Source organism: Pseudomonas azotoformans, assembly GCF_900103345.1.
GTDB lineage: Bacteria > Pseudomonadota > Gammaproteobacteria > Pseudomonadales > Pseudomonadaceae > Aquipseudomonas > Aquipseudomonas azotoformans.
Genome location: NZ_LT629702.1, coordinates 3,900,777 through 3,925,753 on the forward strand (window position 1 = coordinate 3,900,777; position 24,977 = coordinate 3,925,753).

The following is a 24,977-nucleotide window of genomic DNA, read 5'->3' on the forward strand; positions in this document are numbered from 1 at the left end:
TGAGCATGACCGCCTGCCTATCCGTGCAGCGTGTCCAACCATTGGGCACGGGTGATGCGGTACAAAACATGATGGCGCAGCGGGTCATCGGCTGCGACCTTGGGGTGTTCAAAATCTGCCTGGGGATCGTAATGCATACCGATGGCCTGCATGACTTTTTGTGATGGCAGATTGGCTTCCGTGGTGAAGGCGACAATCTCGTCCAGGTTCAGACGATCAAAACCACAGCGCAATGCCGTCCACGCGGCCTCACTGGCATAGCCCAGGCCCCAGTGTTCGCGGGCCAGGCGCCAGCCGATTTCTACCGCCGGGGTAAAATCGGCATCGAAGCTGACATTCAGCAACCCGGTGAGGCCGATGAATTCCCCGGTGTCCTTGCGTTGCAAGGCCCACAGGCCAAAGCCATATTCGGCGAAATGACCGCGAATGCGGCCGATCAACGCGGCGCTTTCCAGGTGGCTCAGTGTGGCCGGGAAATAACGCATCACCTGCGGGTCGGCGCACATGCGCGCAAAGTCCGGCAGGTCGCTGTCGCGCCATTGGCGCAACAAAAGACGCGCGCTTTCCAATTCGAGTATCGGCTCCATGGGTCCCCTCCCTTGCCATGTGCGTGAGTGTACAACGCGGGTAAGATGCGTCGCAGGTTCCCGTCAGAAAATCCCATGCCTTTGCCATTGATCTACCACGATGACTACAGCCCCGAGTTCCCGGCGGAACACCGGTTCCCCATGGACAAGTTCCGCCTGTTGCGCGACCACCTGGTGTTCACGGGACTGACCGAGGACAGCCAACTGCTGCGCCCGCAACTGTGCCCGCCAGAGATTCTGGCCCTGGCCCATGACGCGGGGTATATCGAACGCTACATGGGCGGCGAGTTGTCCCGCGAAGACCAGCGCCGCCTCGGCCTACCCTGGAACGAAGCCCTGGCCCGGCGCACCGTGCGCGCGGTCGGCGGTTCCATCCTGGCGACGGAGCAGGCGTTGGAACACGGCCTGGCCTGCCACCTGGCCGGCGGCACCCACCACGCCCACTACGATTACCCGGCGGGCTTCTGCATCTTCAATGACCTGGCGGTGATCAGCCATTACCTACTGGCCAGCGGCAGGGTCAACCGCGTGCTGATCTTCGATTGCGACGTGCACCAGGGCGATGGCACGGCACGCATCCTCCACGACACGCCGGACGCCATCACCGTATCGCTGCACTGCGAAAAGAACTTCCCCGCCCGCAAGGCCCAGAGCGACTGGGACATCCCGCTGCCGATGGGCATGGCCGACGCCGACTACCTCAAGGTGGTGGACGATGCCCTCAACTACTTGCTGCCGCTCTACCAGCCCGACCTGGTGCTGTACGACGCCGGCGTCGATGTGCACAAGGACGACGCCCTCGGCTACCTCAAGCTGACAGACGAAGGGGTGGCTGCCCGCGATGAAAGCGTGATGCGCCACTGCCTGGGCCGCGACATCCCGGTGATGGGCGTGATCGGCGGCGGCTACAGCAAGGACCGCCCGGCCCTGGCCCGCCGCCACGGCATCCTGCACCACAGTGCGCAACGGGTGTGGACGTCATCAGGTTGTCACTGAACCGTGGGCGTTACCCACAATGCCTGTGGAACCACCTGTGGATAACTTGAGCGTAAGGCGCTGAAAGCCAGAACCGGTATAGCCCGTAGGAAACTGTACGTTTTTTAACCAGAATCTTTTCCACCACCGTGAAACGTTGTGGAACATGGCATTTATGGCCGTTTTGCAACAAAACTGCCGCACCCCGCCATCAACCTGAGGGCCTCTTCCGCTTTCAGAGTACCCAGCGATGGCAACCTACAAGATCGGCAGCAGCTTGACGCCCGGCAATGACGACGCCCTGAAGAAAGTCGCCGCCACCTTCGACGCGGCAATGTCCCGCGCCCTGTCCGGCTTCAAGGACGCCGCCCACCCCGGCAACTTCAAGGTGCTGGCGGTGACCGACAACCCTGCCCTCGCCTCCAGCAAGGCCGACGGCTACCGCATCGCCCAGGCCGGCGACGCCGCACCGGGCCTGGACACCTACAAAGCCATCGGCCCGGCCGATGAAGTAGGACCGGGGATGATTCGCTACGAAACCCTGTCGGGCGATAAGGTGGTCGTGAGTAAGGAAACCAACAGCGACCTGTACGAAAAAGTGAAGTCCGATGGCGAGACCTGGGGCCTGATCAACGACAGCAAAAACGCAGGCTACCGCCTGGCCGGTGCCGACGAAGCTGGCAGCGTGAGTCTAGTGGGCACGCCGGAAGAGCTCGGCCACGGGCTGATCCGCTACGAAACCGCCTCCGGCGACAAGATCATCGTGTCCCAGGCCATCAGCCCCGACCTGTATGCCTCGGTGGTCAAGGAGTCCAACGGCATCTTTGGCGTAGACGGCGCCGTGGACACCAATTGGATCGACAATTCCAAATACGCCAGCGCCAAGGACTGTGACAAGATTGTCGGCAACACCAGCGGCACGCCGACCCAGGAAGAGCGCGACCTCGATCGCCCGCGCGCCGCCTCGAAAATGCTCAGCGACAACTGGGACAAATGGGGCCTGCACGACCGCCCCATCGACTTCTCCAACCCACCCGCCGACCTGCCCCCCGAAGCCCAGGCCTGCCTCAAGTACCTGGCCGGCAGCCCGAGCCTGATGAACGCCCTGGACAGCGGCGGCCTGGGCAAAAGCGACGGGGTGATTACCCACGCCGATGTGGATAAATTCATCAGCCAATCCAACAAGGACCTGTCGGCCGCTTCGAAGTCCTACAGCACCTTTCTCAGCAAGAACCCGGACGCCACGAGCCTGGCCAAGGAAAACGCCAAGTCCGCCGCCATCGTCATGGCCAACATTTCCCTGGTGAGCAGCGCCGGCCCGGAGATGCAGGGCCCCAACCAGCGCGCCAACAACGGCAGCCTGAACACCGCCAATCTCAAGGCGATCAAGGATGACTCAGGCCTGAGCCCCGAACTCACCGGTGCCGCTGGCTATTGGTCCACCCCCGGCATGCTGCGCACCCTCGACATGGCCGGCGACCTGCCCGCCACCGCGAAGGCTGACGGCATCACCCAACAGAAAAACATCGGCGCCTGGCTGGAAAACCAGGCGCCCAAGGACGACCACGGCGTGTTGATGATGCTCAGCAACGCCTCGGTGCGCAGCTCGGTGGCCGACGTCGACACCTCCAAGCTGACCAAGGACGTGCTCGAACACCCGGAGAACTACGACGGCAAAACCAAAGCCGCGGTGATGATGGAAATCAGCGACGCCCGCGCACGCATGGCCGCCAGTGACAAGGTGGGCGATGGCGACCTGTACGCCGGGATCACCGCCGATACCCAATACCACCTCAACCCGACCAAATCCAAGGTCACCGACCAGCTCGACGCCGCCGTCGCCAAGCTTTCCAGTGACCCGGACGTGAAGACCTTCCTCTCGCAGAACCAGGCCTCCGGCATGCGCGATATCGTCAACAGCGACCCGGCGATCAAGCACGAACTGCAGGCCTACCAGGACGGCCAGATCAACAGCGGCAATGTGCTCAACACCGCCCTGGCCACCAAAGGGGCTGATGGCAAACCGCTGTCGTTGATCGACGCCCTGAGCCTGGCCGGCACCGACGCCACCCTCACCGACCTGGCCCTGGGTGGCGACGGCCATGTGGACCTTAGCGTCATTGCCGAAAAATCCGGCAAGTCCGGGGACATCGAGCAGTTCTTCAAAGACCACATCCTCAACGGCAAAGACCTGCAAGACGCCCTCGCCCAGCCGAACGCCGACCCGATGAGCGCCATCGGCCAATACGCGGCCAAGGCGGAGTTGCTCAAGGCGTTCCTCGGCGACAAGGTCTCGGCCCAGGATTCGTCGACGGTGCAGCAATACGTCAACCAGGCGGTGTCCGACTCCCTGGTCAACGGCGCCAACGATGACGTGCTCAAGGGCGCGTTCGGCGATGCCAATGGCAACTTCGACGAGGCCAAGACCACAGCCATCATCGACAAAGCCATGGCCGACGACCCGGACATGTTCAAGGACGCCAGCGGTGCGCAGATCAAGCCGCAGGACGCGATCTCGTTGATCCGCTCGATGTGGGACGTGAACCGTCAGGGCCAGAAGATCAGCGACGTACTGCCCAAGGCCGTTGACGGGCTGAAGCTCAACGTCAGCGACTCTTATAAACAGGGCCTGCTGCATATCGGCAGTGCGCTGCTGGCCGGTGGCGTACTCGCGGCGCGCTCCGCCACCGGCGGTAACAGCCCGGCGGACAACGCCGGGCGCGTGGCGGCGGGCATGCAGTTCGCCGGGCTGATCATCGAAGGCGGCACCAAGTACGCCAAGGAGGCCGGCTACGGCATGACCTGGAAACCCACGCCGATTGACCCGAACAAACCCCAGGGCATCGGCGACTTCCCCACCGGCAAAATGGTGCAGAACACCGATGGCCTCAACCGCCTGGGCAACCTGGGCAAGATCGTCGGCGGCACCGGCAGCTTCATCGGCGGCGTGTTCGGCCTGATCAGTGGGGTCAACAGCGCGTTTGCCGGCGACAAAGTCAACGCCGGTTTCTCCCTCACCAGCGGCGCCCTGGGCACCGGCGCGGCGGTGGCCTCGATTATTGAAGGCGGCGCCGGCCTGTTCGGCGTGGCGGATGCGGCGGCGATTGCCGGCACCTTCGCCGGTGTACTCGGCTGGGCTGCAGCGGGCGTGGGCATCGTGACGTCGTTTGTGTTCCCGATCATCGAGGTGGTGAAGCGGGAAAAACAGCAGGACGCGTTCTTTGGCAACCTGGTGCCGACCCTGGATAAATACGGCCTGACCGGCGGCCCGATCACCGACGCCGACCGTTCGGACGAGTATTCGCCATACGCCAACACTGGTTTTGCCTGAGTACTTTTTGCCTAACGGCAGGGGGCGCGCATTGCTTACAATGGGCGCCCTTTGTTTTTGACCAGGCCTGCCGATGTCCGCTACTGCTCCCTCCCACGTTGCCATCATCGGCGGCGGCCCTGCCGGGTTGATGGCCGCTGAAGTCCTGAGCCAGGCAGGCGTGCGGGTGGACCTGTACGACGGCATGCCGTCCGTGGGGCGCAAGTTCCTGCTGGCCGGCGTGGGTGGCATGAACATCACCCATTCCGAAGCATACCCGGCGTTTCTGTCGCGCTATGCCGAACGTGCGCCGCACATGGCGCCTTTGCTGCGGGCGTTTGGGGCCGAAGCATTATGCGAGTGGATTCATGGCTTAGGCATCGAGACCTTTGTCGGCACCTCAGGCCGGATGTTTCCTACGGATATGAAAGCCGCACCGCTTTTACGTGCCTGGCTCAAGCGCCTGCGCGATCAGGGCGTGGTTATCCACACCCGGCATCGTTGGGTAGGCTGGAATGCCGAGGGCGACTTACTTATCCACAGCCCCGAAGGCGAAAAAACTGTCCACAGCAATGCCGTGCTGCTGGCCCTTGGCGGCGGCAGTTGGTCGCGCCTGGGCTCCGATGGTGTGTGGCTCAAATTGCTGGAGGATCGTGGCGTGCCCTGCACCGCGTTGCAACCGAGCAATTGCGGCTTCGAGGTGTCGGCCTGGAGCGAATTGATGGTCAGCAAATTCGCTGGCGCGCCGTTAAAAAACGTCGCCATTGGTTTAGGGGATGACAAGCCTCGGCTGGGCGAATGCGTGATCACCGCCACCGGCATCGAAGGCAGCTTGATCTACGCGCTGTCGGCGCCGATTCGCGAAGCGATCAACCGCAACGGTTCGGCCACCGTGCACATCGACCTGCTGCCGAGCAAGCCGCTGGACAAGGTTCAGGCCGCGCTGGCCAAACCCCGTGGCTCACGTTCGATGAGCAAACACCTGCACAGTCAGTTGGGCTTGGATGGGGTAAAAGCCGCACTGCTGCGCGAGTTGGCGCCGGCCGACCACTTCAATGATCTGGCGCAGTTGGCGGTGGATATCAAGGCGCTGCCCTTGACCCTGGTGAAGACCCGGCCGATGGATGAAGCGATCAGCACTGCCGGCGGCGTACCCTTCGAGGCGCTGGATGAGCGGCTGATGCTCAAGCAGTTGCCAGGCGTGTTTTGTGCGGGGGAGATGCTGGATTGGGAGGCGCCGACCGGCGGGTATCTGTTGACGGGGTGTTTTGCCAGCGGCAGAGCGGCTGGGCGGGGGATGTTGGAGTGGCTTAATCGCTGAGATTTGCGCTGAATTCAAGGCCGCCATCGGGGGCAAGCCCCCTCCCACATTTGACGGTATTCACACATCAAAGTGTGGGAGGGGGCTTGCCCCCGATGAGGCCATCAGCAGCGCCGAAAAATCACTTCTTCTTACGCGGCCCGGTATTGAACACCGGCACCTTGCGCACCGGTTTGATCGACGGCTCCGCCGGCGCCACGTCCCCGCTGTCCACCCACTTGCCCAGGTTGCGCTTACCGCCACCACCGGACGTTTTAGGTTTCTTCGGTTTCTTCGGCTTCTTCACCACTTGCCCGCTGGCATCGGTGTCCGGCACGCGGTGTTCCGGTTCGAAGTCCGGCTCCATCTTGCGGGTCAAGGTCTGACGCGTGAGCATCTCGATGGCCGACAGCATGTTCACTTCATCGGCACACACCAGGGAAATCGCCTCACCGGTATTACCCGCACGGCCGGTACGGCCGATACGGTGGATGTAGTCTTCAGCCACGATCGGCAAGTCGAAGTTGACCACCAACGGCAAATCTTCGATGTCCAGGCCACGGGCCGCCACATCAGTGGCTACCAGGATCTGCACATCACTCGATTTGAAACGGTCCAGCGCACGTTGGCGGGTGGCTTGCGGCTTGTCACCATGGATGCCATCGGCGTTGATGCCCAGGCCCTGCAACTTATCCACCAGCGCATCCACGCCGTTACGGGTCTTGGCGAACACCAGCACCTGCTTCCAGCGGCCTTTGCGCATCAGGTGCACAAACAGCTCCGGCTTGCGCTTCTTGTCCACCGGCACCACCCATTGCTTCACGGTGTTGGCGGCGACGTTGCGCGGGCTGACTTCGATGCTCAGCGGGTCGTTGAGCATCTGCCCGGCCAGCAGGCGGATGTCATCGGAGAAAGTCGCGGAGAACAGCAAGGTCTGACGCTTTTTCGGCAGCATGCGGTAGATGTTCGCCAGCTCTTCGGAGAAGCCCAGGTCGAGCATGCGGTCGGCTTCGTCGAGCACCAGGGTTTGCAGCTGGTTGAGTTTCAGCGCGTTCTGGCGGAACAGGTCGATCAGGCGGCCCGGCGTGGCGACCAGGATGTCGACGCCCTTGCGCAGCTTCATCATCTGCGGGTTGATGCTCACGCCGCCGTACACCGCATAGGTGGTCAGCGGCAGGTGCTGGGCGTACTCGGCAACACTGGCGTGAACCTGCTCGGCCAGCTCGCGGGTCGGGCACAGGATCAACGCGCGCGCCGAGTTGGCGGCGACTTTCGGCCCTTCCATCGTCAGCAGTTGCAGGAGCGGCAAGGCGAAACCGGCGGTCTTGCCGGTGCCGGTCTGGGCTGCGGCCATCAGGTCGCGACCGGCCAGCACCGCCGGAATGGCTTGCGCCTGCACCGGCGTCGGGGTCTGGTAGCCAAGCGTCTCAAGGGCGCGCAGCAAGGGTTCGATCAGGCCAAGGGTGGCGAAAGTCATGTGTTTACCGTAGGAAAAATTCAGCGCAAGGTCGCAATGCGCCGCAGTTTACCTTATTTCCGGCTTGGGCTTGCGCCACTGGGGCAGGCTGATCAACAGCACCGCGCTGATAATCACCAGCATCGCCAGGGCTTCTTCGACGCCGATGGTCTCACCCACGAACACAATCCCCAGCAATACCGCCACCGCCGGGTTGACGTAGGCATAGCTGGTCGCCGCCGCCGGACGCACGTGCTTGAGCAGGTACATGTAGGCGTTGAAGGCGATGATCGAACCGAATACCGCCAGGTAAGCCAGGGCCAGCCAGCCCTCGATCGGTGGCACCGCGTGCAACCGCTCACCGGTCAGCGCACTGCCCACCAACAGCAAGGCACCGGCGATGATCATTTCCGCCGCGCTGGCCATCGCGCCCGCTGGCAACGGCAAGTGCTTGCTCCACACCGAACCGAAGGCCCAGGACGCGGCGGCAAACAGCAACAGCATCGCGCCGGTCGGGCTTGATTGCAGGTTGGAGCCCATGTTGAGCATGGCGATGCCGATAATCCCCAGCACCACCCCGGCCCACTCCAGGCGGGTATTGCGCGCGCCCCAGAAATAGCCGCACAACAAGGTGAACAATGGCACCGTCGCTACCGCCAGCGCAGCCACGCCGGAGGCGACACCGGTGTGTTCGGCCACCGTCACCGCGCCATTACCGAAGGTCAGCAGCAGAACGCCAATCTTCGCCGCCGCCTTCCACTGCACCCTGGTCGGCGCCGGCGCCCCGCGCCAGCGCAAAAAGCCATACATTGCCAACCCGGCCACCAGAAAGCGAATCCCGCCCAGCATCAACGGCGGCCAGTACTCCACGCCAATGCGGATGACCAGGTAGGTGGACCCCCAAATCACATACAGCGCAAAAAAGGCAGCGATCAACGGTAAAGGAAAGCGACGTGGGCCAGGCATTGGGCAGCTCTAAGGCAGAGAGAAGAGAGGCTTATTCTAAAAAGGCAGGTCGATAAACATAAGTTACAAAACCTGTTTAAAACGCCGATACACTTTTCAAAGCATGGTTGTGAAGGCTATAACCCGTGCTTTCGAAAGCCACGCGTAACTGGAGCCTTATCATGGACAAATACGACCGCATGCTCCTCAGCGCCCTGCTCGAAGACGGCCGCGCTTCCTATGCGCAACTGGCGCGCACGGTGAACCTGTCAGCCCCAGCGGTGGCCGAGCGCGTGGCCAAGTTGGAGGCCAGCGGGGTCATCACCGGGTATCAGGCCAAGGTGGACTTATCCAAGGTGGGGTTGCCGATCCAATGCGTGATTGAACTGCGACTGACCAATCATGGGAGCCAGAAGGTTTATGACGCATTGGCGGAAATCCCTGAGCTGACGGAATGCCATCGGGTGACCGGTGACCCGTGCGTGATCATGCAGGCGGCGGTGGGCTCGATGCCGGAGTTGGAGAGCTTGATCAACCGGGTGGCGAAGTTCGGGTTCAGCAAGACCTCGATTATTTTGTCGAGTGCGATAGAGCGGCGGGTGCCGTTGGGGCAGTTGGAGGGGAATGGGAAAAATGGCGGCTGAACCGCCTCCATCGCGGGCAAGCCCGGCTCCCACATTTGAAATGCATTCCCACTGTGGGAGCTGGCTTGCCTGAAATGACGTCCGTTGCATCAAAGCAGATTTGAGCGCTCAACAATCAAATCGACAATCTGCTTGATCGTGGTGATGTGATCCCAGTCAGCCTGAGTGGCTTGCAGGTTGAACTGCCATTTGATCTGCATGACGAAGCAGGTCAGGTCGTCATCAATGATCTTGAAGTCGCGGATGAAATCCGTTTGTTCCGTCACCTGGCTTCGGTCGATGAAGCCAATGATGTCGACGAACAGTTGAATCACCTTTTCGCTGATCTCGGCCCGGGTGAGATTACCTTCCATTTCTTGCCTCATAGGTGCACTGATCTGTACGTAAATGGCAGGCGGGATGGTAGGTCGCAGAATGAGGTAGTAGGTGGATGAAGCGGAAAAACAGAAGGGTCCTAGGCAGCGCTAGGATTCTGCCTACTGACCATTCAGAAACCCGCCTTCAAAAGCCAGGTTTTCAATGGCCAGCAAGACCCATCTCTTTCATTTGAAGGACGTTTCCGAGAGAATCCGACGGCCTTGTTTCCGTCGGATCAGGTAGCTAGTCTCGCCGCTTCATCGAATGTTCGGTGAACGGACGTGCAAGTCCGATCAGTGGAAAATGCGCAAAAGCCCTACCATCCAACGCCTGCTTTATCAGGCGCCGGCACGTTATGGCAGCTGTGCGCGGGAGGCCATTCGGCCTGCTGGGTTTTCCGCCCCGGTCTTGCACACCCGCGTACTGCTGCCACCCTCATTCGTGTGCAAGCGAACGGTTGCAGCTTCTTACCTAGCGGAGAAGTTACACCATGGTCAAAGTAACCCCCGATCCACCCCGTTTCCTCAGCGAAGACGCACTGCTCAACCGCCGAGCCATCGACTACTACCTAAAAGCCTCCGCCCCGGATGCGCCCACCTTCACCCTGAACGACAATCTGAGCTTCGAAGACGCCCTGGCCCACGCGGCCGATTTGCTGCATTGCGCGGTGGAGACGGCGCATTCATCGAAGGAGGCGATGAAGGCAGAACAGCGGGCGGTGATGCATTTGGTGGAGATGGCGAAGGGGGTGGTGGATCGGGCGTTGGCCTGTGTGCAGCCTCGCTAAACACCGCAGAACCCATGTGGGAGGGGGCTTGCCCCCGATGGCAGTGGGTCAGCCAATACATCTGTAGCTGACAGGCCGCTATCGGGGGCAAGCCCCCTCCCACATGTTGATTTTCACATTCAGAGCTCAGTGTTTTGGGGCGTGTGGCGACGTTAGAACCCGCGATGCTTCTTCAAATGCTCATTGATCTTCGCCGCCGGCACTTTCTGCAAGGTGCACAGCAGGTCATGGGACAGTTCGCGCAAGCCGTGGGTGCGGCGCAGTTCCTGGGCCAGGTGCGCCGTGAGGTTGGCCGCCATCTCCGCATCCGCCATCGCCCGGTGAGCCTTCCCGGTGTGGGGCAGCTGAGCGAAGGCGTTCAGCGTGCCGAGCTTGTGATTGGGCGCAGACGGCATCAGGCGGCGCGCCAACAACAGCGAGCAGGCAAATTTCTGTAAACGGGTACGGCGGATCAAGCCGAGCTCGTAGTCCCAGAACTTCTGGTCAAACGCAGCGTTGTGCGCCATCAGCGGCGTCGTCCCGACGAACTCATTGACCTCGTTCATCACCCGCTCCGCCGGCGGCGCGCTGCGCAGCATGGCGTTGCTGATGCCGGTGAGTTGTTCGATAAAACTCGGCACGCGTACACCGGCATTCATCAGGCTCTGGTAACGGTCCACAATCTGGCCACGCTCAAGGATGACCACCGCGATTTCCGTGGCGCGGCAGTGGCTGCTCGGGGTGATGCCGGTGGTTTCAAAGTCGATGACCGCTATACGTTCCAAACCTGTTCCAACTCCATCTGAAGATCTATTTAAGCAACAAAGCGCCTTCGATCGGCACGTAGCGGCTGGCGGCGCGTATCAATGAATTGGCCGTCAGCCCCGGCACGCCATAGGCCACGGCTTCGACGCCATGCTTGTGGATAACCCGGTCGAGCAGCATGTCGAAATCCCCGTCGCCGGAGGCCAGCACAATTTCATCGACGTGGTCGGCGGCGTCCATGATGTCGAGGGTGATGCCCACGTCCCAGTCGCCCTTGGCTGAACCGTCGCTGCGCTGGATGTACGGCTTGAGTTTTACCGTAAAGCCGAGGTTGCGCAGAATTTGCTGGAACTGCTGCTGCTTGCTGTCGCCACGGTCGATGGCATAGGCATAGGCCTCGACAATCTGCCCGCGCGCGCTGATGTCAGCCCACAACGCGGCGTAGTTGAAGTGGCAACCATAGGCCTGGCGGACGGTGTAGTAGAGGTTTTGTACATCGGCGAACACTGCAATTTTTTTCACCGCACTTCCTCATGACAGCCAGGCGCCAGGGCCCGGAAAGGCTGCAAGTATGCCAGTCGCGACGAGGTTGTCGGGAAAAATCAGACCGAGGCGACTGGTCGCCCCGGTCTGAGGTGGGTCAGACGAAGGAATCGTCGTCGCCGAAGGAAGACGAATCGTCGGAATAATCGCTGTCAGCGAAGCTGTCCGAGTTGTTGCTACCCCAGCTGTCATTGCCGGCGTAGTTCTGGTCGGCATTGCCCCAGCCGCCTTGATCGCTGGCCGGTGCGGGTTGCTCGATGATTTCCTCCACCACCTGCGGCTGCTGGTTGTGATGGAACAGGCTGCTGATACCTTCGGCGAGCAACACACCACCGGCCACGCCGGCAGCAGTTTTCATCGCGCCGCCGAGGAAGCCACTGCCGATGGGGGCCGCTGGCGCCTGCGGCGGTTGTTGATAGTTCTGCTGGGGGGCGCCGTAGTTCTGCTGCGGCGCAGGCTGGCTGAAGCCTGGCCGTCCCGGTTCACGCCAGCCGCCACCGGAAGCAGCCGGGGCGCTCTGCGCGGGTTGCGGGTCGCGGGAGCCACCGCCAAAGATGCTCGACAGGAACCCACCGCTGGCCGGAGCAGGCTGCGCGGACGCTTTGGCCTGTTGCAGCTCGTCCTGCAATTGCTGGATCTGCTGCGCCTGCTGCTTGTTCTGCGCGTCGAGGCTCTTGAGCGCATGTTCCTGCACCAGGATCGACTGGGTCATGTAGTACCCGGCCGCCGGTTGGCGCGTCATGTGCTCCTTGATCCGCGCTTCGGCCTGGGCGTCGCGGGGGGCTGAGTCCGTTTCGGCTTGTTGCAACCGTGAAAACAGTCCATCGATCAGGGTTTGCTCTTCGCTGTTCATGGCGACCTCGTTAGATTGCCGGTAGAAATCGTGGTGTCGCCTGTGATCAGGCGCCATTCCAGTTATGGGGGTGTTACGAGTTGTTTCAATAGTCTTTACTCAAGGTTTACGTTTGCTTACCGCCGGTGATGATCGGTTAAAGTGTTGCCCTTGCTTTCAGGCCTGCGATGAACTTGATGAATCCGTTAGACGTGCTGCGCGACTCCTTCCGTTTCACCCAACGCAACCTGGGCGCCATCGTCCAGTTGTGCTTGCCGTTGGTGATTTTCGAAGCCCTGCTGCAACAGGTGCTCAACCACATCGTGGGCGAGGATGCATTCCCCGGCTACAGCGTGGTGGTGGGGTTGCTGGTGTACCCGCTGTACACCGGGGCGTTGATCCTGTTTCTGGATGCCCGCACCCGTGGCGAGTCGCCGCGCACCAAGGATGTATGGGCCATGGCCCTGACCCTGTGGCCACGCTTTGCCCTGCTGACGGCCATGAGCACACTGCTGATTCTGCTAGGGTTGTCGCTGTATTTCCTGCCGGGCCTGTGGCTGATGGTGGTGCTGGCGTTTGCCGAGTACCTGCTGGTGCTGCGCGGCATGCCGGCGCTGGAAGCGATGAAGGAAAGTTTCCGCCTGAGCCGTGGGCATTTCTGGCGAATCCTGGTGTGCCTGCTGTGCGTGATGACGCCACTGTGGCTGCTCAAGGGTGCCAGTGTGGCGGCCTACCCCACGCCTGCGCCGCTGCTGGGCCTGTTTCTGGACAGCGCCCACAGCTTCCTGCAGCTGTTTACCAGCGTGGTGCTGTTCCGTTTATTCATGCTGATCGGTGGCGATGCCGACGCGCGGTGATATGCTCCGTGCCACCTCTGAAACGCTATAAGCCGAGCCGATGACCCGTTTATTGCGCATCACCTTGCTGAGCCTGCTGATCATCGCGGGGCTGTTTGCAGCCATGGTCTACAGCCTGACCTGGCGCCCCGAGCCCAAGGAAACCCTGCCGGTGAGTTGCGTCGCGCCGCGTGCGCCCACGCTGCTGCCGGGGCAGGCGCTCAAGGTCATGACCTGGAACGTGCAATACCTGGCCGGCAAGAACTATGTGTTCTGGTACGACACCGCCGATGGCAGCGGCCCGGATGACCGCCCCACCGTTGAGGACATGGCCGCCAGCCTCGACGAAGTGGCGCGAGTGATCCGCGACGAACAACCCGACATCCTGCTGTTGCAGGAACTCGACGAAAACGCCAAGCCTTCCCACTATCAGGACCAACTGGCCCTGCTGCAAGAACGCCTGGTCGACCTGTACCCATGCAGCGCCCAGGCCTTCGACTGGAAAGCCGACTTCGTGCCCGATTGGCATATCTTCGGCAGCGTCGGCCGCAAGCTCGCGACACTCAGCCGCTATCAGATCGAACACGCCGAACGCCTGCAATTGCCAGCGCCCGAGGCCAACATCCTCAGCCGCCAGTTCCAACCCAAGCCGGCGTTGCTGCTGACTTACCTGCCCCTGAGCGACGGCGGCCAACTGGCGGTGCTCAACACGCGCCTGGACGGTGACGCCCCAGGGCGCAGCGCGGTGCTGGAGCAGGTACAAACCACGGTCAAGTTGCTGGATAAATTCGAAGGCCGTGGCACGCCCTGGCTGATCGGCGGGGATTTCAACCTGCTGCCCCTGGGCCAGTTCCTGCGCCTGGACGCCACCAAACGCGGGCAGTATTCGCCAGACAGCGAGCTGCACCTGCTGTGGGACAAATACCCGATGATCCCGAGCAACAGCCAATCCAGCGGGATTGACCGTGAAAAGTGGCTGACCCACTTCCCCAACGACCCCAGTATGGAAGGGCCGGACCGAACACTGGATTACCTGTTCTACAGCCCGCGGATCAAGCGGGTCGAAGCGAAAGTGCGGCAGGAAGATACCTTGCGCATTTCCAACCACCTGCCCGTGATCGCCCGGTTCCTGCTCCCCCCCGCGCCATAACCAACAACACAAGCCCCCTCCCACAGTTGGACCTGTGGTGTTACGACTTGCGGGGTTTGATCCGCGCTGTTGCCTCGGCCACCAACGGATCATCCGGCCAGTAATGCTTGGGGTAGCGCCCCTTCAGATCCTTCTTCACCTCGGCGTAGGTACTGCGCCAGAAGTTCGCCAGATCCTGCGTCACCTGCACCGGTCGCCGGGCAGGGGACAACAGGTGCAACTTGACCACCTGGCGCCCACCAGCAATGCGCGGGGTGTCGGCCAGCCCGAACAATTCCTGCAAGCGCACCGCCAGGATCGGCGGCTGTTCGCTGTAGTCCAGCCGCACCGACGAGCCCGACGGCACTTTCACATGCTGCGGCGCCAGCTCGTCCAGACGCTGAGGCAGCGGCCATGGCAGCAGGTTATGCAAGAAGCTGGAAATATCCAGATTGGCAAAATGGCTCAGACGCGAGACTTTGCCCAGGTAAGGCATCAGCCAGTGTTCGAGGCTGGCGAGCAAAGCCTTATCGCTGATATCCGGCCATTCGCTGGCTTTGCCGGCGTCGAGGTGGCGCAGCAGCATGACGCGGGCCTGCCATTGGCGCAGTTCCGGCGTCCACGGCAGCAGCTCCAGGCCTTTGCGACGCACCAGGTTGACCAGCGCCTGGCTGCGCGCGGACTCGTCGAGGCCGGTGAGCGGTTCGCGGCTGAGCACCAGTTCGCCGACTTTGCGTTGGCGCTCGGCGCGTAGCACGCCTTCGCGCTCGTCCCAGTCAAGTTGATCGACGTTGCGCACCTGCTCGGCAAGCACCGTGTCGAACAGCGCCGGGTCAAAATCAGCCGCCAGGTAGATGCGCTCTTCACGCTGGCCCTGGCGGCTGCCCAGGTCGGCAATCACCAGCCAGGGCTGTTTCATCAAACTGTCGGCCTCGGCGAACAGCGCGGCACGACCGTTGGCCAGGCGGTATTCGGCGCCGCCTGGGCGACGTTGCTGGGCGACGCGGTCCGGATAGGCCAGCGCCAACAGAGCGCCGAGCCAACGCGGATGATCGGGATCCGCCACGGGTTGCGTGGCCTGACCTCTCAAGTAGCCGCGATATTGTCGGGCCAATTGTTTGGCCCGTTGCACGCCGCCTTGAGTACCGCGCGCGCGTTCTTCACCGGACAGCAGCGCCAGGCGACTGTGTAAATCCGCACCGCCGCCGCGCAGGATGTCGCGCTCGCCCAACAGCGCGGCGACATCGTACGCGGTGCTTGCCAGCCCCAGGTCCTGCCCGCGCAACAGCAGATGGGCGATACGCGGGTGGGCCGGCAGTTCGGCCATTTTCTGGCCGTGGGCGGTGAGTGTGTCGTCATTCAACGCGCCGAGACGCACCAGCAAATCCTGGGCCTGGGCATACGCGGCGGTGGGCGGCACATCCAGCCACACCAGTTGGGTGGGCGTGACGCCCCAGCGCGCCAACTGCAGGGCCAGGCCGGCCAGGTCGGCGGCGAGGATTTCCGCGCTGCCATAGGCGGCCAGGCCTTCGTGTTGGTCCTCAGACCATAGGCGATAACACACGCCCGGCTCCAGGCGCCCTGCCCGACCGGCGCGCTGGGTGGCGCTAGCGCGAGAAATACGCTGGGTGTCGAGGCGGGTCATGCCGCTGCCCGGGTCGAAACGCGGAACCAGTGCCAGCCCAGCATCGATCACTACACGCACGCCGTTGATGGTGAGGCTGGTCTCGGCAATATTGGTCGCCAGCACCACTTTGCGTTTACCGGCAGGCGCCGGGTCGATGGCGGCGCGTTGGGCATTGAGGTCCAGTTCGCCATGCAGCGGGCACAACAGCACATCGCTGCGCTCGCCCAGGGCATCCGCTAATTGCTGATTGACCCGGCGAATCTCCGCCTGCCCCGGCAAGAACACCAGCACACTGCCGGTTTCGTCATGCAGGGCTTCGAGGATGGTCTGCACCACGCGCGGTTCGATAAATTCGCCGGGCTGATAAGGGCGGCCCCAGCGCATCTGCACCGGGAACATGCGCCCTTGGCTGCGCAGGATCGGCGCGTCGTCCAGCAGGCTGGCCAGGCGCTCGCCTTCGAGGGTGGCGGACATCAGCAGAATTTTCAGCGGTTGCTCGTCGCGAAACAGCTCGCGGCCGTTGAGGCTCAGCGCTAGCGCCAGGTCGGCATCGAGGCTGCGCTCGTGGAATTCGTCGAAGATCAACAGGCCCACGCCCTCCAGCGCAGGGTCGTCTTGCAGGCGACGGGTGAGGATGCCTTCGGTGACCACTTCGATACGCGTGTTGGGGCCGACTTTGCTGTCGAGGCGAATGCGGTAGCCGACGGTTTCACCGACCTTTTCTCCCAGCTCGCTGGCCAAGCGTTCGGCCGCCGCACGGGCGGCCAGGCGGCGAGGTTCGAGCATCAGGATGGTCTGCCCGGCCAGCCAGGGCTCGTTCAATAACGCCAAAGGCACACGGGTGGTTTTACCGGCGCCGGGCGGTGCTTCCAGCACGGCTTCATGGCGATTCGCCAAGGCGTCACGCAGGGCGGGTAAAACTTCATCGATCGGCAACGAATTCATACTGGCTCCAAAGCAGAGCGGCGAGTATAACGGCGAACTGCCGAGTGCCGACGATGGTCTCAGAAACGCCACCCACTTCAATTGCGAATGCAATCAAAGGTGGGAGCTGGCTTGCCTGCGATTGCGGCGTGTCAGCCAATGCACTTCTGACTGAACCACCGCAATCGCAGGCAAGCCAGCTCCCACATTGGAACGGCGTCGTTCAGCCGATCTAGCTTATAGTCCTCTTTAAATCGTGTTCAGGAGAATGTTATGCGTATCGCTTCCCGTGTCATCGGCGGTGTCCTCGCCGTCACCCTGCTGAGCCAATTGACGGCCTGCGGTTCGATCTTCTACCCGGACCGTCGTGGCCAGATCGACGGTAAGATCGACCCGACCATCGCCGTGCTCGATGCCGTGGGCCTGCTGTTCTATGTGATCCCCGGCCTGATCGCCTTCGGGGTGGACTTCGCCACCGGCGCCATCTATTTCGAACCGGGCAAGACCGCCCAGGTCGACCCGGCCAAACTCCACGACGCCATCGGCGCCGATGGCAAGGTCGACAACGCCAAGCTGCAAAGCATCATCCAGAAGGAAACCGGCCACCGCCTGCCGCTGGATGACCCGCGCATGATCCAGTTCAAGGGCAGCGTGCAGCAACTCGCATCCCTGGGCCTGCAACCCGCTGCCTAAGGACCGTCCATGACCAGCAGTCCCGAACACGCCAGGCTCTTGCGCCTGGCCACCCGCGCTTCGGTGGGCGTGGCCTGTGCGCTGATTATCACCAAGGCCATCGCCTGGTGGCTCAGCGGCTCGGTGAGCATGCTCGCCGGGTTGACCGACTCGCTGTTGGACGGCGTGACCTCGCTGTTGAATTTGCTCGCAGTGCACTACGCCCTGCGCCCTGCCGATGACGATCACCGCTATGGGCATGGCAAGGCCGAATCGCTGTCCGGCATGGCCCAGGCGCTGTTTATCGGCGGCAGCGCGGTGCTGATCGCATTCCAGGCCTACCAGCGCCTGCAACACCCGGAGCCGGTCGGCGCACCGTGGCTGAGCATTGGCGTGATTGTGTTTTCCCTGGTGCTGACTGTGGCGTTGTTGATGCTGCAACACCGGGTGATCCGCGAAACCGGCTCCAACGCCGTGCGCGCCGATTCGCTGCACTATCGCTCGGACCTGATGCTCAACGGCAGCATCCTGGTGGCGCTGGTGCTCGCGGGCTTTGGCTACCATCAAGTCGACGCCTGGTTCGGCCTGGGCATTGCCGCCTACATCTTGTGGAGCGCGATCCAGATCGCCCGGGAAAGCTTCGCGGTGTTGATGGATGAAGAACTGCCGCCGGACGTGAGCCAGCACATGCTGGAACTGGCCCGTGGCGTACCGGGAGTATTGGGCGCGCATGATTTGCGCACGCGGATTTCCGGCAGCCACTGGTTTGTGCAACTGCACCTGGAACTGCCCGGGGAATTGACGCTGTCAGTGGCCCACGGCATCAGCGACCAGGCCGCCGATGCGATTCACAAAGCCTACCCGCGTGCCGAAGTGCTGGTACACGCCGACCCACGGGAAGTGGTCACGGGCAATAAACCCTAGTACTGCACCTGATAGCCGCGACTGCTCAGGCAGTTGCCCTGGGCCTGGCGGTAGGTTTGCACCACCGCCGGGTCAGGCGCGTAGGTCACTTGCTGCGGGTCGAAACCGCTTTGCTGCACTGCCCAGCGATAACAGTCATAACCGTCCTGCTGCACCTGGGCCGGCGATTGGCCGTTGACAGGATACGCCACCACGTCATAGCCATTGCCTTGCGGCGCGGGCGGCGGTGTCGGCACCTGCGTCGGTGGTTGCACCACCACGTACTGCTGGGAGCTGCTTTCGTAGGTGTAATAGGCACCGGCCGCAAGGAAGAACAGCGCACTGCCTACCCACACTTCGCGCGCGTAGTCCGGCAGGTAATGCACGCGGATGCCGTAGGGTGGCGTCACCACTACATAACGCGGGCCTTGCGGGCGATACCAATAGCCGCCGGAGTAGAAATAATCCTGGCCTCGGTAAGGCACGCGGTAGTTGCGGTCGGGGAAGCGGTCGATTACATAGCCTGGGCGATGTTGCGGGCCTGGGCCCCAGCCATTGCCATGCCCATCGGGACGACCGGGCCAGCGGTTATCGCCGGGGCGCGAGCCTGGGCCGCCGGCTTCCCAATGCGGGTTGCCGTCATTGCGGCGCGGGATGTCGCGGTAGTAGCCCTGGCGCGGTTCCTGGGTCTGGCGCACGGTGTCGGGGCGACTCTGGATCGGCAGGTTGTTCGACGGCTGTGGCTGTGGTTGAGGCTGCGGCCGCCCCTGCTCATTACCTTGGGGGCGCCCTTGCCATTGGCCACCACCGTTTTGGCCACCACGATCAAAATGCTGATTCTGCGGGCGGGGCTGATTGTTTTCCGGCCGAGGCTGATTGTTCTGCGGACGCGGCGGCTCATTACCCCCCCCAGGTCGCCCGCCCTCCGGCCCTCTTTCATGCTGGCCGCCGCCGTCACCGCGCGGCCCGTTGTCACGTTCGTCGGCCACTGCCTGGGCGCCAACGGTGACCATCAGCAAACCTACACCTGCCATACGCCAGATGCGCTTCATGCTATTCCTCACTGCGGATTAGGGCCTGTCCATGAGACTGGAAAAGCCAGGCCCGGTTCGCGGACAGGTTATCAGCAGGCAAAAGAAAAGGGGTGACCCGTCGGCCACCCCTTGAGAACTTCGTCCGTGCTCAACGCTTTTGGCGTTGGCTCACCTCACGCCGTCTTGTGGACAGTGTGCAGCCTGGAGGCCGGCTCAACCCTGCTGGGGTGGCGGCCGCAGCAGGCCTGATTGGGCGTGCTGCTGTGGACTGTTGTCCAGGCGGTGATTCTGTTGATAAAGATACCCGTAGGCGCCCGACAGATGATTGCGAAGATTGCGTCAATAAACAGTGCTTGCGCAATTTTTAACCCTTGATAGATAATTCACCGCAATAGTTACGACAAAGGCCAACCCAATGAGCAAGCTTGACCGATACGACCTGAGTATTTTGGCGGAATTGCAACGTGATGCGAGGATCTCCAACCAGGAGTTGGCCGAACGCATCGGCTTGTCGCCTTCGCCGTGCTCGCGCCGGGTCAAGCAGTTGGAGGACGACGGCTACATCGCCCGCCAGGTTGCCCTGCTCGACCGCAAGATGCTCGGCCTGAGCCTGACGGCCTACGTGCTGATCGGCATGGACCGCCACACCCCGGAGCGCTTTGAGAATTTTGAGGCGGCCATTCGCACCCTGCCGCAAGTACTGGAGTGCAGCCTGGTGACGGGTATGGATGCGGACTATCAATTGAAGGTGGTGGTGCCAGATATGGACCACTACCAGAAATTGCTGCTGGGGCATCTGACCCGCATCGAAGGTGTGACCAGCGTGCGGTCGAGCTTTGTGCTGAACCAGGTGTTGAACAGTACCGAACTGCCACTGACCCACCTGCGCACCTGATTGCGCACATCAACTGTAGGAGCGAGCTTGCTCGCGAAAAACCTGAGAGCGCCACGCTCATTCAGGATGCCCGAGTCATCGTTAACGATCTTCGCGAGCAAGCTCGCTCCTACTGGGATCTGCGTGCGACGCACCGACGCAGGTCAATGCTGAGCCGGAACACTGCCGTATACTTGCCGCTTGCCCTGTCGGAAGCTCCCCATGAACAACATCGACCCCGCCCTCTTCGAAGAATGGATGATGACCGGCCTGGTCACCATCCTGATCATTTTCATGGGCTTTATCGTCTGGGACCTGGCGAAGAAGTCCAAGGCCGGGCGCTTTGGCTCGTTCATCCTGTTCTTCGTGCTGGGCCTGGGCGTGGCCGCGTTCATCATCAAGAGCGTGGTGATCGGCCTGATCGAGTCCGGCGCCTTATAAGCGCGCCGGCACTTCCTTCCACTGGCCTTGGTCGAGGCCATCGATCGACCAATCGCCAATCCGCACGCGCACCAGGCGCAAGGTAGGCAAACCGACAGCAGCGGTCATGCGCCGTACCTGACGGTTGCGCCCCTCACGAATGACCAGTTCCAGCCAGTGCGTCGGGACGCTTTTGCGAAAGCGCACGGGCGGGTTGCGCGGCCACAGTTCGGGCTCATCCAACTGCCGCGCCTCGGCGGGCAAGGTCATGCCGTCGTTCAGTTCCACGCCTTTGCGCAGGCGCTGCAACTGTTCTTCGGTGGGTTCGCCTTCCACCTGCACCCAGTAGGTTTTCGCCAGCTTGTGCCTGGGGTCGGCGATGCGCGCCTGTAACTGACCATCGTTGGTTAGCAGCAACAGGCCTTCGCTGTCACGGTCCAGGCGGCCCGCCGGGTAGATGCCGGGGATATCGATGAAATCCTTGAGCGTCGCGCGCCCGCCTTCGTCGCTGAACTGGGTCAGCACATCGAACGGTTTATTGAACAGGATCAACTTCGGCTCGGCCGGAGGCGCCTTGGCGACACGCCGCGCAGCGGAATACGGGGGTTTCACGCCAGGGCGGCGCGAATCGGGACGGGTGGGACGGGACATGGCAAAGGAACATCTAACGGTCAGGACCGACAATGCTAGTGGCCTGACCGTTAAATGACCATCCCAACCGCTTAGCGGAACGGCGGCTCGTCGAAGCTGCGCAGTTTGCGCGAGTGCAGCGAGTTGAGTTCGGTGCGCAGTAGGTCCACCGCCTCGATACCGATCTTCAAGTGCTGGCTGACCGCACGCTCATAGAACGCGTTGGCCGAACCCGGCAGCTTGATTTCGCTGTGCAGCGGCTTGTCCGATACGCACAACAAGGTGCCGTACGGCACACGCAACCGATAGCCTTGCGCGGCGATGGTGCCGCTTTCCATGTCCACGGCCACGGCGCGGGACAGGTTGATCAGTGGCCGCTCCTGGGCCCAGCGCAGTTCCCAGTTACGGTCGTCGTAGGTCAACACGGTGCCGGTACGCAGGCGTTTTTTCAGCTCTTCGCCTTTTTCGCCGGTAACGTTGGCGGCCGCTTGCTGCAACGCAAGCTGCACTTCAGCCAGCGCCGGGATCGGAATGTTCGGCGGCACCACGCGGTCGAGAATGCCGTCGCGGCGCATATAAGCGTGGGCCAGTACGTAGTCGCCGATGGTCTGGGATTGGCGCAGGCCGCCACAGTGGCCGATCATCAGCCAGCAATGTGGACGCAGCACGGCCAGGTGATCGGTGATGTTCTTGGCGTTGGACGGGCCGACGCCGATGTTTACCAGGGTCACGCCGTGGCCATCGGTGGCCTGCAGGTGGTAGGCCGGCATCTGGTAACGGTGCCACACCACGCCGGCGGCAATCGCCGAGGCTTCGCCGTGGTCCATGCTTTTGTCGATCACCACGTTGCCTGGCAGCACCATGCGGATAAAGCGCGGGTCGCTGCGCAGTTGCTCCAGGCCATGCAGGATGAACTGGTCTACATAACGGTGGTAGTTGGTCAGCAGGATCCACGGCTGCACATGGCGCCAGTCGCTACCGGTGTAGTGCACCAGGCGGCGCAGGGAGAAGTCCACGCGTGCCGCATCGAACAGCGCCAGCGGCAGCGGGTCGGTGTTTTCCCAGTCGTACAGGCCATCGGCGATGCCATCGGTGGCGGCCGACAGGTCGGTGCTGGGGAACACACGGGCCAGGGTCGCGGCAGTCACACCGGAACCAGCCAGCTCATCGCCCTGCTCCACCACGTAGGGGTACGGGATGTTCTGCTGGCTCACGCCGACTTCCACGGTCACGGTGAAGTCGTGCATCAGCGGCACCAGTTGCTCCAGCAGGTACTTACGGAACGCCGCAGGATGGGTGACGGTGACGCTGTAGGTTCCTGGTAGTTGAACCTTGGCATACGCCCGGGTGGTCTGTGGGACTTCGCCGTGGCAGTGGTAGGTCAGGCGCAGTTCCGGGTAGCGAAACAGCGCACGTTGCTCGGCGTCGGGCTCGACGCGGTCTTTGAGGTATTGCTTGAGGGCTTGATTGAGCGCGCCAGTGGCACGCTCATGCAGGGCCGCCAGCCGGTCCACGGCTTCTTCAGCGGTTTGAACGACAACAAAAGCTTCGGTCACGGTAAGCATCCTGTGTTCTGACTTGCAGGCCTTTATCTTGCCTGTATCCCGGCCTCACCGAAACACCAGAGTTGGAATGCGGTAAATGTGGGAAGGGGGCTTGCCCCCGATAGCTGACTGTCAGCCAACACATCTATCGCTGACACACCGCTATCGGGGGCAAGCCCCCTCCCATATTTTTACTGCATTTAGTCCGATGGATTGGGGGTGGAGCGGGCGACGAGCGCCGCCACATCCACACCACGCGGCAAGGTGCCGTATACCCGAGCGGACGATTCGCCCAACCGGCTGGCGATAAACCCATCACTGACCACCGCATTCCCCGCCTCCAGCAACAGCTTGGCCTGCAACGCCACGGCGATGTCCTCGGTAAGTTGTCGCGCACGGTACTGGATATCCTGGGTGTCCATGAATGCCGACTTGAGCTGTTCGATATGACGCGCAAGCAACTTGTCGCCATGCCCATCCCCCAGTTCGACAAACAACGCCTCCAGCACGCCCGGCTCTTTCGACAACGCCCGCAGCACGTCCAGGCACTGCACATTGCCGGAACCTTCCCAGGTCGAGTTCACCGGTGCTTCACGGTAAAGACGCGGCAGGATGCTGTCCTCGACGTACCCCGCGCCGCCCATGCATTCAGCGGCCTCGTTGATCATCGCCGGCGCGCGCTTGCAGATCCAATACTTGCCCACCGCCGTCACCAGCCGGGCGAACTTGGCTTCCTGTTCATCGTCCAGATGATCCAGCGCCCGGCCCATGCGCAGGCTCAGGGCCAGTGCGGACTCGCTTTCCAGCGCCAGGTCCGCCAGTACGTTCTGCATCAGGGGCTGCTCGCTGAGTACGCGCCCGCCGACCGCACGGTGGGCACAGTGATGGCTGGCCTGGGTCAGCGCCTGGCGCATCAGGGCGCTGGAGCCGACCATGCAATCGAAGCGAGTCATGGCGACCATCTCGATGATAGTCGGCACGCCACGGCCTTCTTCGCCGATCATCCAGGCCAGGGCACCCCGGAACTCCACTTCGCTGGAGGCATTGGAGCAGTTGCCGAGTTTGTTTTTCAGGCGCTGGATGTAGAACTGGTTGCGTGTGTCATCCGGACGGTGCCGGGGCAGCAGGAAGCAGGTGAGACCTTTGTCGGTCTGGGCCAAGGTGAGGAACGCGTCGCACATCGGTGCCGAACAGAACCACTTGTGGCCCACCAGTTCATAGGCCTGCCCTGGCCCGCCGGTGCCCACCGGGTAAGCGCGGGTGGTGTTGGCCCGCACATCGGTGCCGCCCTGCTTCTCGGTCATGGCCATGCCGATGGTGGCACCGGCCTTGTGGGCGATGCCAACGTTGCGCGAATCGTATTGGTTATTGAGGACTTTCGGCACCCAGATATTGGCCAGGTCCGGCTGCAAACGCAGCGCTGGCACACAGGCGAAGGTCATGGTCAGCGGGCAGCCGGTACCGGCTTCGGCCTGGCTGTGCAGGTAGGTCATGGCGGCGCGGGCCACGTGGGCGCCGGACTGCGGATGGGCCCAGGGCAAGGAGGGCAAACCGTGTTCGACGGCGGTGCGCATCAGTTCGTGATAAGCCGGATGAAACTCCACGAGGTCGATGCGATGACCATACCGGTCATGGCTGTTGAACACCGGCTTGTTATGGTTGGCCAGGAACCCGGCGTCCATCAACGGCCCGCCCGCCAACGCACCGTAGGCATCGATACGCGCCTGCGCCCAGCCGGCGCCAAAGCGACGCGACCATTCCTGCAGGGGCAAGTCGATACGGTACAGGTTGGCGCCATCCAGGGACGGCGGCTGGTTGGTGACGTCGTGGGTTTCGGCAAATTGATGCAGGTTCATGACGGGCCTCCAAGAAAAAAGGCCACGTTCAGTTGAGGCCTGCTTTTC

The 24,977-nt window shown here is 62.4% G+C and carries 23 protein-coding genes and 1 pseudogene; 11 read left to right on the forward strand and 13 right to left on the reverse strand.

Annotated features, from left to right (window positions below; translation table 11 throughout):
- Positions 1 to 17: 17 nt before the first annotated feature.
- On the reverse strand, positions 18 to 587 hold the full coding sequence (locus tag BLR69_RS17560; RefSeq protein WP_071493646.1) for a GNAT family N-acetyltransferase: 570 nt from the start codon (positions 585 to 587) through the stop codon (positions 18 to 20).
- 75 nt (positions 588 to 662) lie between these two features.
- Between BLR69_RS17560 and BLR69_RS17565 the strand changes: the two genes are divergently transcribed.
- The 3 genes from BLR69_RS17565 to BLR69_RS17575 all read left to right on the forward strand — a co-directional run bounded on the left by BLR69_RS17565 (position 663) and on the right by BLR69_RS17575 (position 6,193).
- Complete coding sequence (locus BLR69_RS17565; RefSeq protein ID WP_071493647.1) at positions 663 to 1,583, forward strand: histone deacetylase family protein; 921 nt, start codon at positions 663 to 665, stop codon at positions 1,581 to 1,583.
- 229 nt (positions 1,584 to 1,812) lie between these two features.
- Complete coding sequence (locus tag BLR69_RS17570) at positions 1,813 to 4,893, forward strand: type III effector HrpK domain-containing protein (RefSeq protein WP_071493648.1); 3,081 nt, start codon at positions 1,813 to 1,815, stop codon at positions 4,891 to 4,893.
- Positions 4,894 to 4,966: 73 nt separating this feature from the next.
- Positions 4,967 to 6,193: a TIGR03862 family flavoprotein gene (locus BLR69_RS17575; protein WP_071493649.1), complete on the forward strand. Its 1,227-nt coding sequence runs from the start codon at positions 4,967 to 4,969 to the stop codon at positions 6,191 to 6,193.
- A gap of 121 nt (positions 6,194 to 6,314) precedes the next feature.
- Here BLR69_RS17575 and BLR69_RS17580 read toward each other — a convergent pair whose 3' ends face one another.
- The gene (locus BLR69_RS17580) at positions 6,315 to 7,649 is read right to left on the reverse strand and encodes a DEAD/DEAH box helicase (protein WP_071493650.1); all 1,335 of its coding nucleotides are present in this window, start codon (positions 7,647 to 7,649) and stop codon (positions 6,315 to 6,317) included.
- A 48-nt stretch (positions 7,650 to 7,697) separates the two neighbouring features.
- Entirely contained in the window at positions 7,698 to 8,594 is an 897-nt protein-coding gene (gene yedA, locus BLR69_RS17585; protein ID WP_071493651.1) for a drug/metabolite exporter YedA, read from the reverse strand.
- Positions 8,595 to 8,755: 161 nt separating this feature from the next.
- Between yedA and BLR69_RS17590 the strand changes: the two genes are divergently transcribed.
- Positions 8,756 to 9,217 carry an Lrp/AsnC family transcriptional regulator gene (locus BLR69_RS17590; protein ID WP_010174823.1) on the forward strand — a complete coding sequence of 154 codons (462 nt, stop codon included), beginning with the start codon at positions 8,756 to 8,758 and terminating at the stop codon, positions 9,215 to 9,217.
- An 89-nt stretch (positions 9,218 to 9,306) separates the two neighbouring features.
- Here the strand turns inward: BLR69_RS17590 and BLR69_RS17595 are convergent, their stop codons facing one another.
- Positions 9,307 to 9,570: an acyl carrier protein gene (locus tag BLR69_RS17595; protein WP_058427743.1), complete on the reverse strand. Its 264-nt coding sequence runs from the start codon at positions 9,568 to 9,570 to the stop codon at positions 9,307 to 9,309.
- A gap of 494 nt (positions 9,571 to 10,064) precedes the next feature.
- Here BLR69_RS17595 and BLR69_RS17600 point away from each other — a divergent pair, with 494 nt between their 5' ends.
- The gene (locus BLR69_RS17600; protein WP_071493652.1) at positions 10,065 to 10,361 is read left to right on the forward strand and encodes a DUF6124 family protein; all 297 of its coding nucleotides are present in this window, start codon (positions 10,065 to 10,067) and stop codon (positions 10,359 to 10,361) included.
- 152 nt (positions 10,362 to 10,513) lie between these two features.
- On the opposite strand, the gene BLR69_RS17605 is transcribed toward BLR69_RS17600, so the two are convergent.
- From BLR69_RS17605 to BLR69_RS17615, 3 genes are all read right to left on the reverse strand, one after another.
- Complete coding sequence (locus BLR69_RS17605) at positions 10,514 to 11,125, reverse strand: 3'-5' exonuclease (protein WP_071493653.1); 612 nt, start codon at positions 11,123 to 11,125, stop codon at positions 10,514 to 10,516.
- A 25-nt stretch (positions 11,126 to 11,150) separates the two neighbouring features.
- On the reverse strand, positions 11,151 to 11,627 hold the full coding sequence (locus BLR69_RS17610) for a LabA-like NYN domain-containing protein (RefSeq protein WP_025858209.1): 477 nt from the start codon (positions 11,625 to 11,627) through the stop codon (positions 11,151 to 11,153).
- Between the two features lie 118 nt (positions 11,628 to 11,745).
- On the reverse strand, positions 11,746 to 12,501 hold the full coding sequence (locus tag BLR69_RS17615; protein WP_071493654.1) for a DUF2076 domain-containing protein: 756 nt from the start codon (positions 12,499 to 12,501) through the stop codon (positions 11,746 to 11,748).
- A gap of 176 nt (positions 12,502 to 12,677) precedes the next feature.
- On the opposite strand from BLR69_RS17615, the gene BLR69_RS17620 reads away from it, so the two are divergent.
- Positions 12,678 to 13,337 carry a YciC family protein gene (locus BLR69_RS17620; protein WP_071493741.1) on the forward strand — a complete coding sequence of 220 codons (660 nt, stop codon included), beginning with the start codon at positions 12,678 to 12,680 and terminating at the stop codon, positions 13,335 to 13,337.
- Positions 13,338 to 13,377: 40 nt separating this feature from the next.
- Positions 13,378 to 14,466: an endonuclease/exonuclease/phosphatase family protein gene (locus BLR69_RS17625; protein ID WP_071493655.1), complete on the forward strand. Its 1,089-nt coding sequence runs from the start codon at positions 13,378 to 13,380 to the stop codon at positions 14,464 to 14,466.
- A gap of 40 nt (positions 14,467 to 14,506) precedes the next feature.
- Here BLR69_RS17625 and hrpB read toward each other — a convergent pair whose 3' ends face one another.
- On the reverse strand, positions 14,507 to 17,017 hold the full coding sequence (gene hrpB, locus BLR69_RS17630) for an ATP-dependent helicase HrpB (RefSeq protein ID WP_071493656.1): 2,511 nt from the start codon (positions 17,015 to 17,017) through the stop codon (positions 14,507 to 14,509).
- A 252-nt stretch (positions 17,018 to 17,269) separates the two neighbouring features.
- Between hrpB and BLR69_RS17635 the strand changes: the two genes are divergently transcribed.
- Together BLR69_RS17635 and BLR69_RS17640 are read left to right on the forward strand one after the other, a co-directional pair.
- Positions 17,270 to 17,689 (forward strand): polyribonucleotide nucleotidyltransferase, encoded by a 420-nt coding sequence (locus BLR69_RS17635; RefSeq protein WP_071493657.1) that lies wholly within the window; start codon positions 17,270 to 17,272, stop codon positions 17,687 to 17,689.
- A gap of 9 nt (positions 17,690 to 17,698) precedes the next feature.
- Positions 17,699 to 18,592, forward strand: a complete 894-nt coding sequence (locus tag BLR69_RS17640) for a cation diffusion facilitator family transporter (RefSeq protein WP_071493658.1) — start codon at positions 17,699 to 17,701, stop codon at positions 18,590 to 18,592.
- Here BLR69_RS17640 and BLR69_RS17645 read toward each other — a convergent pair.
- Entirely contained in the window at positions 18,589 to 19,623 is a 1,035-nt protein-coding gene (locus BLR69_RS17645) for a DUF6515 family protein (protein ID WP_071493659.1), read from the reverse strand. The two genes, BLR69_RS17640 and BLR69_RS17645, sit on opposite strands and share 4 nt — an antisense overlap.
- Positions 19,624 to 20,020: 397 nt before the next feature.
- On the opposite strand from BLR69_RS17645, the gene BLR69_RS17650 reads away from it, so the two are divergent.
- Positions 20,021 to 20,500 carry an Lrp/AsnC family transcriptional regulator gene (locus BLR69_RS17650; protein WP_003194418.1) on the forward strand — a complete coding sequence of 160 codons (480 nt, stop codon included), beginning with the start codon at positions 20,021 to 20,023 and terminating at the stop codon, positions 20,498 to 20,500.
- Between the two features lie 11 nt (positions 20,501 to 20,511).
- On the opposite strand, the pseudogene BLR69_RS31200 reads toward BLR69_RS17650, so the two are convergent.
- Positions 20,512 to 20,634 (reverse strand): annotated as a pseudogene (locus BLR69_RS31200) (outer membrane lipoprotein carrier protein LolA); the annotation flags it as partial.
- A gap of 76 nt (positions 20,635 to 20,710) precedes the next feature.
- Between BLR69_RS31200 and BLR69_RS17655 the strand changes: the two are divergent.
- The gene (locus tag BLR69_RS17655) at positions 20,711 to 20,920 is read left to right on the forward strand and encodes a DUF2788 domain-containing protein (protein WP_025999909.1); all 210 of its coding nucleotides are present in this window, start codon (positions 20,711 to 20,713) and stop codon (positions 20,918 to 20,920) included.
- Here BLR69_RS17655 and BLR69_RS17660 read toward each other — a convergent pair.
- From BLR69_RS17660 to BLR69_RS17670, 3 genes are all read right to left on the reverse strand, one after another.
- Complete coding sequence (locus BLR69_RS17660; RefSeq protein ID WP_071493660.1) at positions 20,915 to 21,550, reverse strand: pseudouridine synthase; 636 nt, start codon at positions 21,548 to 21,550, stop codon at positions 20,915 to 20,917. The two genes, BLR69_RS17655 and BLR69_RS17660, sit on opposite strands and share 6 nt — an antisense overlap.
- A 71-nt stretch (positions 21,551 to 21,621) precedes the next feature.
- Complete coding sequence (gene amn / locus BLR69_RS17665; RefSeq protein ID WP_161630243.1) at positions 21,622 to 23,094, reverse strand: AMP nucleosidase; 1,473 nt, start codon at positions 23,092 to 23,094, stop codon at positions 21,622 to 21,624.
- 179 nt (positions 23,095 to 23,273) lie between these two features.
- Positions 23,274 to 24,929 carry an acyl-CoA dehydrogenase family protein gene (locus tag BLR69_RS17670; protein ID WP_071493661.1) on the reverse strand — a complete coding sequence of 552 codons (1,656 nt, stop codon included), beginning with the start codon at positions 24,927 to 24,929 and terminating at the stop codon, positions 23,274 to 23,276.
- Positions 24,930 to 24,977 lie beyond the last annotated feature (48 nt).

Coding starts and splice junctions, on each gene's coding strand:
- BLR69_RS17560 (WP_071493646.1), bottom strand. CDS start 587: ATGGAGCCGATACTCGAATTGGAAAGCGCGCGTCTTTTGTTGCGCCAA.
- BLR69_RS17565 (WP_071493647.1), top strand. CDS start 663: ATGCCTTTGCCATTGATCTACCACGATGACTACAGCCCCGAGTTCCCG.
- BLR69_RS17570 (WP_071493648.1), top strand. CDS start 1,813: ATGGCAACCTACAAGATCGGCAGCAGCTTGACGCCCGGCAATGACGAC.
- BLR69_RS17575 (WP_071493649.1), top strand. CDS start 4,967: ATGTCCGCTACTGCTCCCTCCCACGTTGCCATCATCGGCGGCGGCCCT.
- BLR69_RS17580 (WP_071493650.1), bottom strand. CDS start 7,649: ATGACTTTCGCCACCCTTGGCCTGATCGAACCCTTGCTGCGCGCCCTT.
- yedA (WP_071493651.1), bottom strand. CDS start 8,594: ATGCCTGGCCCACGTCGCTTTCCTTTACCGTTGATCGCTGCCTTTTTT.
- BLR69_RS17590 (WP_010174823.1), top strand. CDS start 8,756: ATGGACAAATACGACCGCATGCTCCTCAGCGCCCTGCTCGAAGACGGC.
- BLR69_RS17595 (WP_058427743.1), bottom strand. CDS start 9,570: ATGGAAGGTAATCTCACCCGGGCCGAGATCAGCGAAAAGGTGATTCAA.
- BLR69_RS17600 (WP_071493652.1), top strand. CDS start 10,065: ATGGTCAAAGTAACCCCCGATCCACCCCGTTTCCTCAGCGAAGACGCA.
- BLR69_RS17615 (WP_071493654.1), bottom strand. CDS start 12,501: ATGAACAGCGAAGAGCAAACCCTGATCGATGGACTGTTTTCACGGTTG.
- BLR69_RS17620 (WP_071493741.1), top strand. CDS start 12,678: ATGAATCCGTTAGACGTGCTGCGCGACTCCTTCCGTTTCACCCAACGC.
- BLR69_RS17625 (WP_071493655.1), top strand. CDS start 13,378: ATGACCCGTTTATTGCGCATCACCTTGCTGAGCCTGCTGATCATCGCG.
- hrpB (WP_071493656.1), bottom strand. CDS start 17,017: ATGAATTCGTTGCCGATCGATGAAGTTTTACCCGCCCTGCGTGACGCC.
- BLR69_RS17635 (WP_071493657.1), top strand. CDS start 17,270: ATGCGTATCGCTTCCCGTGTCATCGGCGGTGTCCTCGCCGTCACCCTG.
- BLR69_RS17640 (WP_071493658.1), top strand. CDS start 17,699: ATGACCAGCAGTCCCGAACACGCCAGGCTCTTGCGCCTGGCCACCCGC.
- BLR69_RS17645 (WP_071493659.1), bottom strand. CDS start 19,623: ATGAAGCGCATCTGGCGTATGGCAGGTGTAGGTTTGCTGATGGTCACC.
- BLR69_RS17650 (WP_003194418.1), top strand. CDS start 20,021: ATGAGCAAGCTTGACCGATACGACCTGAGTATTTTGGCGGAATTGCAA.
- BLR69_RS17660 (WP_071493660.1), bottom strand. CDS start 21,550: ATGTCCCGTCCCACCCGTCCCGATTCGCGCCGCCCTGGCGTGAAACCC.
- amn (WP_161630243.1), bottom strand. CDS start 23,094: ATGCTTACCGTGACCGAAGCTTTTGTTGTCGTTCAAACCGCTGAAGAA.
- BLR69_RS17670 (WP_071493661.1), bottom strand. CDS start 24,929: ATGAACCTGCATCAATTTGCCGAAACCCACGACGTCACCAACCAGCCG.